General features: G+C 56.5%; 7 protein-coding genes. 5 read left to right on the top strand and 2 right to left on the bottom strand.

All coding sequences use genetic code 11. The features are described 5' to 3' along the window. From VGP75_RS10060 to VGP75_RS10070, 3 genes are all read left to right on the top strand, one after another. On the top strand, nucleotides 1-418 hold a 418-nt coding region (locus VGP75_RS10060), incomplete at its 5' end, for a TerB family tellurite resistance protein (protein ID WP_327543534.1). Continuing rightward, on the top strand, nucleotides 415-1413 hold the full coding sequence (locus tag VGP75_RS10065; protein ID WP_327543535.1) for an endonuclease/exonuclease/phosphatase family protein: 999 nt from the start codon (nucleotides 415-417) through the stop codon (nucleotides 1411-1413). The genes VGP75_RS10060 and VGP75_RS10065, both read left to right, overlap by 4 nt. 36 nt (nucleotides 1414-1449) lie before the next feature. After that, the gene (locus VGP75_RS10070; protein ID WP_327543536.1) at nucleotides 1450-1827 is read left to right on the top strand and encodes an AAA+ family ATPase; all 378 of its coding nucleotides are present in this window, start codon (nucleotides 1450-1452) and stop codon (nucleotides 1825-1827) included. Nucleotides 1828-1834: 7 nt separating this feature from the next. On the opposite strand, the gene VGP75_RS10075 is transcribed toward VGP75_RS10070, so the two are convergent. Further along, nucleotides 1835-2926, bottom strand: a complete 1092-nt coding sequence (locus VGP75_RS10075) for a PP2C family protein-serine/threonine phosphatase (RefSeq protein ID WP_327543537.1) — start codon at nucleotides 2924-2926, stop codon at nucleotides 1835-1837. A gap of 315 nt (nucleotides 2927-3241) precedes the next feature. Beyond that, on the bottom strand, nucleotides 3242-4789 hold the full coding sequence (locus tag VGP75_RS10080) for a Ppx/GppA family phosphatase (protein ID WP_327543538.1): 1548 nt from the start codon (nucleotides 4787-4789) through the stop codon (nucleotides 3242-3244). Between the two features lie 147 nt (nucleotides 4790-4936). On the opposite strand from VGP75_RS10080, the gene VGP75_RS10085 reads away from it, so the two are divergent. Both VGP75_RS10085 and VGP75_RS10090 read left to right on the top strand, forming a co-directional pair. Continuing rightward, nucleotides 4937-5962, top strand: coding sequence for a glycosyltransferase family 2 protein (locus VGP75_RS10085; RefSeq protein WP_327543539.1), 1026 nt, complete (start codon nucleotides 4937-4939; stop codon nucleotides 5960-5962). A gap of 163 nt (nucleotides 5963-6125) precedes the next feature. Next, nucleotides 6126-7154 carry a glycosyltransferase family 2 protein gene (locus VGP75_RS10090; RefSeq protein ID WP_327543540.1) on the top strand — a complete coding sequence of 343 codons (1029 nt, stop codon included), beginning with the start codon at nucleotides 6126-6128 and terminating at the stop codon, nucleotides 7152-7154. Nucleotides 7155-7301: the final 147 nt, after the last annotated feature.

Genomic DNA, 7301 nt, shown 5'->3' on the forward strand with positions numbered 1-7301 from the left:
GGCGGGTTATGATATCTACGCCCGCCGCATCAAGGCCATGTACGGCGATGACGTGCGCCCGCTGCGCGACCTGCTGGAGGGGCTGTTTCACATTGCCTTGGCCGACGGTCTTTATCATCCAAAGGAAGACGATTTCCTGCAAAATGTTGCTGCCATTTTCGGCTTTGACGAACGCCGCTTTCGCGGCATCCGCGCCCAGTTTGTGGATGAAGCAGAGCGCGACCCCTACGATGTCCTGGGGGTGGAGCCGTCGGCGTCAAAGGACGAGATCCGCGCGGCATGGCGGCAATTGGTGCGCGATACCCATCCTGACCAGATGATGGCGCGGGGCGTGCCGGAAGAGGCGGTAAAGCTGGCTGAACGGCGGATGGTCGCGATCAACCGTGCCTGGGAAGAGATCCAGGGGAACCACGCGTGAGGATCGCGACCTACAATGTGGAATGGTTCAACAGTCTTTTTGACCGCCATGACAGGCTGATTGAGGACGGCACATGGTCGGCACGCTGGGATGTCACCAAGGCCGAGCAGATTGCCGGCTTGGGTGTGGTCTTTGCTGCGATGGACGCGGATGCGGTGATGATCATCGAGGCCCCCGATACAAGCAACCATCGCGATGCGCGGGTGGCACTGGAAAATTTCGCCGCACGTTTCGATCTGCGCGCGCGTGAGGCGGTGACGGGCTTTACCAACGACACCCAGCAGGAAATCGCGCTGCTGTTCGACCCTGATGTTGTTTCAGCACGGCATGACCCGCGAAGCGATGTTGACGCACCGCGCTTTGATGGGGAATTCCGGATGGACGTCGATTTTGACGCCCATCCTGACCCCATTGTCTGGTCAAAACCGCCGCTTGAACTTGCGATGACAACGCCAAGCGGGCCGCTGCGCCTGATCGGGGTACACGCCAAATCGAAAGCGCCACATGGTGCGCGCAACACGGCAGAGGCCACACGGATTTCGATCCACAACCGCCGCAAACAGCTGGCGCAATGCATCTGGCTGCGCAAACGCGTGGAACAGCATCTGGCGGCTGGTGACGATCTGATTGTGCTGGGCGACTTCAATGACGGTCCGGGCCTTGACGAGTATGAAAAGCTCTTCGGGCGTTCAGGGGTCGAGATTGTTCTGGGCGAGAATGGCGAAACGCGGCTTTTTGATCCGCATGCACAGATGGTGTTGGGGCGCAGAACAGATCCACCACCGACGACCGCACGGTTTGCACGCAAAGGACAGCCCTATCTGCAGGTATTGCTTGATTATATCATGGTGTCGCCAAGTTTGGAGGCAAAGTCACCAAGATGGCAGATTTGGCATCCTTTTGATCATCCTGATTGCAATGCGGACGATGCGGTGCGCGAGGCGCTATTGTTGGCGTCGGATCACTTCCCCGTCGTGCTTGATATTGATTTGTGATTTGTAATCGCACCCGCGTATTCCTATTTTAATTCTATGAAACAGATTCTGGCACTCACGGTCGCTGCGGCGCTTTTGTGTGCGCCTGCCACGGCAGAGGATGCACCCGAAAGCGACATGGGCGAAGGTCTCGACCTTATGGAAGAGGGCGCGCGGATGCTGATGCGCGGCTTGATGTCAGAAATGGAACCTGCGCTGGAAGCGCTCCGGGATAACGTTGAACAGATGGGCCCCGCCTTTGGTGAATTTGTCCAATCGGTCGGTCCGGCCTTTGGCGAACTGCTCGAACGGATTGACGATCTTCGCTATTATGAAGCGCCCGAAATCCTGCCCAATGGCGATATCATCATGCGCCGCAGCCCGGACGCCCCTGCGTGGGAGCCCGCGCCGGACAAGGGTGAAATAGAGCTTTAATGCGCGCCTAGTCGTTTGATGTACGGCGGCGATACCAGCTTGTGTTGCCTTGCGGCTTGTTCGGCGTGACCGGTGCGCCGGTTTCCACCGGTGCCTCTGTTTGCTCGAAATCCAGCGTTTGCGATGTGACCAGACGGATCACGCGCTTCTTGGGAATATCGATCGGATCCTGCACCGCCGTCGCCTTTAGCGCGGGATTGGTGGCCACAGTCTCCAACACGGGGGCTTTGCGTGAAGTCGCATCGTGACGCTGGAAAAGTGCCGATCCTTCCATGTGGTCGGTGTCGGACAGGGCGACGTGCCGGCTTGCGCCAAGTTTGACCACAGTGAACGCGGTATTGTCTTGATCCGGATCTGCAAGTTCGTCCAGAGCGGCCAGCAGAGCGCTGGAAATATCCATGCTGCGCTTGCTGTGCGTCTCTTTCAGGATCGCGGCAATCGTGTCATTTGACAGAAACTGGAGCCCATCCGTTGCCGCGATGATGATATCGCCCGCCTGCACGGTTTTCGGTGTGTCCGGACAATCGATCTTGGCGATGGCGTGACCGGCAATCGCGGAGGTCAGTGTATTGCGGTCAGGGTGGTCGCGGCCCACCTCTTCGGACATCGCGCCGACCTTGACCATCATGTCAATTTGCGGCGCCATCGAGTGATCTTGGTTCAGCTGGGTCAAGACACCGTCACGGTACAGATAAAGCGGCGAGTCGCCGACCGACACCCAGTAAAGCTCATCCCCGCGGATCACAGTCGCCAAGAGCGTGGCACCCATGCCATATGAATCAGGGCGCTCCTTGACATATTGGCTGATGCGGTCGTTGGCGGCGGTTGCTGTCATGTGAAGAATGCTCGAGATGTCGGTAATGCGTTTGCCCAGCAGCATTTCGTTCATCTTGATCTGGCTAAATACCTCGGACATCACCAGCGCACTGGCCACATCACCGCACATGTGCCCGCCCATGCCATCGGCCAAAACTGCAAAACCGGTTTCTTGTCCTTGGGGGAAGCTGGCGATCAGACTGTCTTCCTGATAGTCCCGTTCACCTTTCGTTGCCGCTGTTGCAACATCAAATCTGACTGCGTCGTGTACCACGTTTACCATCCAAAATCACTTCTCTGCCAACACGGCAGAATTTTAAAAACACAGGTAAGAACCACCCGTGTTCCTAACCTCTGCCGATCATGCCACAAAATCTAGTCAAATGAGGCGGAAATCTGACTTTTGCGTGTCTAAATCGCGTTTGTTAATCTTCAGTTAAATTATGTGCCGAAAAAATCCCACTTAACGGAAACAGTTTCTATTTTTTGGAATTATTGTTGAATTTTGACTGTGGCAACAACGTCTAGCAATCGTCCTTAGGTCAGGTGGACGGTGGAATCAGGCGGGTGGCCGCCGCCATCTTGCATGCGGTCTCGATTACTTGGTGAATTCGACGGTGCTGGTCGCATCCATTGCCATGGCCAATGCATCAAACCGTGCTTGTGCGACCTCACCAAAAAGCGGTCGGGCGTGTTCGGTCAGGCTCAGCTTCAGTTCGCGTTTTTGCGGCTTCCACTTCAACGTGCCTGGCTCTTCATCTGCCGTCAGCCAGAGCATGGCCCCAAGGCGCATCGCTTTACCCAGTATTTCGGCCTCTTTTATCTGGCCTTCATCGAGCATTTCAAAAAGCGGCGTAAACCGTGAATTCGCCGCTTTGCCGGTGTAACGGTTCATCAGCGCAAGTCCGAGGAATACGCGCTCATAATGCTTCAATCCACCCAGATTGGCGCGTGTTGCGTTGTCGAATGTCACCTCGGCACGGTAATCGGGGTGCGCGCGCCAGCTGACATCATGCAGCAGACAGGCCGCTTTGATAATCCGTTTACGTTGCCAGTTCGCGCGTGGAAACAAGGGCTTGATGAATTCATACAGGACCCGCCCGAAGCCCGGCAGGCGGGCGTCTTTTGCTTCGACAAAGCGGCAGGCCTCGATCAGCGGGTCGCGTTCACGCAGCGCGCGGGGCATCTGCTCATAAAGCATCCCTTCACGGATCCCGTAGGAAGATACCGCCACATCCTTGGGCTTGAACGTGCGCATCAGTTCTTTGAGGACAATCGTCGCGAGGGGGACAAGTGTCATGCGGCTGTCCGAGATATTGCAGCGTGCCCGCAGTTCGGTCAGGTCGGATTGCCGGATGTATTCGGCGGTCTTGCTGATCTGCCGCGCGCTCATCCGGTATTCGTGCAGCACCGTCAGCGGATAGCCCCGCCGTTCCATATCGACCCGTGCAATGGCCCGCCAGGACCCGCCGACCAGAAACAGGCGCATCCCCGTGGCGTTGCCCATCTGGTCATGCAGTTGCGCCATGGTTTCGCGCACATAGGCTTTGACCGCTGCGCGCCCGCCTTTGATTTCGCGCAGCTTCAACGGCCCCAGCGCTGAGGTCAGGCGATTGCCCACACGGCCATCGGCCAGATCCGCAAGCTCCATCGAGGACCCGCCGATATCGCAAACCAGCCCATAGCTGCCAGGCCAGCCCAGCAAGACACCTTGCGCCGACAAGCGCGCCTCTTCCTGTCCGTCGATGATCCAGAGCTTGACGCCCGTTTCGCGCAAAACCTCGTCCTGGAATTCCTTGCCGTCGCTGGCTTCGCGTACTGCTGCGGTGGCCACCGCCGTCAGGGGCGGAATGCCCATCCCTTCGGCCAGTGCCGCAAACCGGCGGATCGCCGACAGCGCCCGCACGCGCCCTTCAGGGTTCAGGTGCCCTGTCTGGGACAGGCCCGCACCCAGCGCGCACATGATTTTTTCGTTGTAGAAATAGGCAGGCGAGCGGGCCGCGCCATCAAACACCACCAAACGGACCGAGTTGGAGCCCACGTCAATCACACCCACGCGGCTGAGGCGTTTGGCGGCGGCATCCTCAAACAGAGGACGCCCGAACGGCCCCCAGTCGATTGTTTCCTCGGCAGGCGCTTGTGTCATCGGAACCCTCGGTCTTCATCCCCAGGGGAAGGGTATCAATCAATCATCCGCATGCGTCAACTGCCCGCCCCGTATTGACTGAAATTGCCTTTGGCGCCTGCAATGCGGTAGAGGTCTTGCAGATACATGTACGCAACTGGGAATACGATGCACGACGCGCTCAAGAAATATGATGATTTCCGGATTGTCTCACGCGATTTAACGGATGGTCCGGGGTTCACGTTATCGGCCCTGCTGCACAATGAAATGCATTTTCTCCCACCTTTTCTGGACCACTATCGCAAATTGGGGGTTGAGCGGTTCATCTTCGTTGACGACCGTTCAACCGACGGCACAGCAGAATTTCTGGACGCGCAAGCGGATGTGATGGTGCTGAAAAGCAACCGGAAATACGGCGACAGGATTGACGCAGAAGACGCCGCGACCCTTGGATTGCCGCATCAACGCTTAGAGTTGGTCTGGCGGATGCTCTTGGTCGAAAAATACGCGTTGGATCAATGGTCGTTACACCTTGATGCCGATGAGTTTCTCGATCTGCCCGAGGGCATGTCCATCAGTCAATTGGCCGACACCTTGGGTGAGGATAATGAACGCGCGGTCATGGCTGCCATGATCGACATGTATCCGGCCACTCTCTCGGATCTGGCAGAAATGGCCGGTGATCCCCTCATCGACTTGCAAAAGCCGTGGTATTTTGATGGCGAAGAACACCTGCGTCTGCGGAAAGGCAAGGCGCCCAAGACAGTCTACCCGGGCAGTCGCGCCCGCCTGCTGGCCAAGCATGACCTCAATCGTCAGAAGACCCGATTAGAGATCCGATTAAGAGCACTGCTCGGCCTCCCGCCGCCGCGCTATAACGCGATCCGCAAGCCAGTGTTATTGCGCGGGACACCGGGGATGCGTTTTAACAGTGCGCATTCCGTCAGTGTGGAGACCTCTGCCCGCATCTTGCTGCCACTGCGGCACTACAAATTCAACGGGCCTATTCATCAGCGCATTTCTGTTGCGACGTCAACAGGCATCCATCCGAACGGAGGCAGCGAATATCATGATCTTTCACGCTTGCTTGAAGCAATATCCATCTCCGATGATGATTTCCGCTACGCCAAATCAGTGCTTTACACAGGCTTCAAGGATTTCCAGCGTACAGGCATTGCAGTTGGTTTCGAATAAAAGTTCCTGATCCTGTGCTTGTGTCAACTGTTGTGAGAACTATCGCGACGGCCATTCACATCATGACAGGCTTGGCCGGATTTGCTATCGGGACCTGCTGGCTGGTTATAGCTCTTCTTAAGGGCGACGAGAGCGGAATTCGACGCAGCGGGGACCAATTTTCATGAACGACGACGTGCTGAAACAGTTCGATGATCTAACCGTTGTCTCGGGCGACATAGACCTGCCGCACACCTTCACATTGACCGGCATTGTCCACAATGAAATGCACTTCCTGCCTGCGTTCTTGCCGCACTACCGCGGGTTGGGGGTTGATCGGTTCATATTCATTGATGACCAGTCAGATGACGGCACCAGAGATTATCTTGCCGCACAGGCGGACGTCGTTGTTCTGCACAGCGGTTGGCGGTTTGGCGATAGCGTTTCAACAGACGGTGACGGGCGGTCCGATTTGATGGGCACAAAGATCATGACGATCTGGCGGAACCTACTCCTGCGAAAGTTCTGTATTGACGTTTGGTCCCTTCACCTTGACGCCGATGAGTTCTTGGACCTTCCGGAAGGGATGACACTGCAGGATCTCGCTGCGCAGCTAGGCACAAACGCCGAGCGCGCTGTTTGGTCAGTCATGCTCGACATGTATCCTGCGACGGCACGTGAACTCCTTTCAATGCGTGGCGACGCAATGGTCGATTTTGACCAGAAATGGTTCTTTGATGGCAAGTGCCACTTGAGGCTGCGTAAGCATAAAGGACCGTCGGTCAAATACGGAGGTGTCCGTGCACGGTTGATGCAAGCACACGGCGTGAATACCAAAGCGAACTGGTTTGACCGCCGCATTGCGGCACGAATTGGCCTTCCGCCTAAGCGATATAACAATATACGAAAACCGGCCTTCCTGCGTTGGGCTGAGGGAGAATGGTTGAGTTCACCACATTCTGTCGGATTGCAGGCGTCAACAAAGTACCTGTTGCCGCTGCGGCACTACAAATTCAATGGTGCGATTGCGCAACGTATTCAGTGGGCTATCGAAACCGGAAGCTATGCTAGTGGGTCTTCCGAGTACGTCGCGCTCGAAAAGCTGTTAACGCAAATGCAGCAGCAGGATGAATCATTTCTCTGTAGAAATTCAGTTCTTTACACCGGCTTCGAAGATTTCCGGCGCAGCGGCAATGCGGTCGGGTTTGACTAGCAGTCGCTAATCATCCGTATGCGTCAACTGCGGCACATCGGATGCCCCTGCGGAACCACGACCCGATAGAGACGGGTTTTCCATGAAGAAGCGGTGGCAGTTAAAGGCAAAAACCCCTTCCTCGACCGGTGCGCGGGTAAAGCTGCC

It is taken from the genome of Yoonia sp. (assembly GCF_036007805.1).
Taxonomy (GTDB): Bacteria; Pseudomonadota; Alphaproteobacteria; order Rhodobacterales; family Rhodobacteraceae; genus Yoonia.